Annotated in this window: 1 protein-coding gene; it reads right to left on the bottom strand. The window is 58.1% G+C overall.

Translation table 11 applies throughout. The features are described from left to right. The coding region (locus tag PKF00_RS44070; protein ID WP_271223761.1) for a hypothetical protein at positions 1–606 on the bottom strand (606 nt) is incomplete at both ends.

Below are 606 nucleotides of genomic sequence, written 5' to 3'. Positions count from 1 at the left end.
AACCAGCGAAGATGTAGTCCACGTCGACAGTGATCGCGAGACGACGCTCCAGCGTCTCGTTTTCAACGACGGCCCTCTCACCATACCTGCACGAATAGTCTTCATAGCGAGACGGCGCCGGCGTGGTGCAATTCTCGACCAGAAAGTCACACTGGCTACGAAGCGTCGAGCACCCCGCGCTGTCTTCGAAACGTTGCGTTGCTGGGTTCCAAGTCCTCTGGCAGCCGTAGACATAATCGACGTCGATCGCATGCTCGAGCGGCAACCTGCAGGACCGGCTTTCCGATCCTAACGACACACCCGTCCTGCATTGCTCTTCGACGAACACCGGCTCTCGCGGCAATTCGCAGAACTCTTCGTCCCGGCTGCAGCCTTCTGCCGCGTCAAGTGCTGTGCAAACCGGATCCGATTCCCACAACCCGGTGTCTTCGTTGAACACTTCTTCGCAGTCGTAGCGGAAATCCAAATCGACAGTGTGAAGACGATCCTGCACGCAGGTTTCTTCTTCCGAGCTGAGCGCCTCCCCGATTTCACAAATCCGGTCTTCCAGGTTCGCTTCACCTGGAGCGTCACAGGTCCACCCCTCCACCTGCTCGCAGCCGAAGA

Origin of the sequence: Streptosporangium carneum, assembly GCF_027922005.1 — a bacterium.
Lineage (GTDB): Bacteria > Actinomycetota > Actinomycetes > Streptosporangiales > Streptosporangiaceae > Streptosporangium > Streptosporangium carneum.
This window is presented reverse-complemented; position numbering and strand designations above follow the sequence as displayed.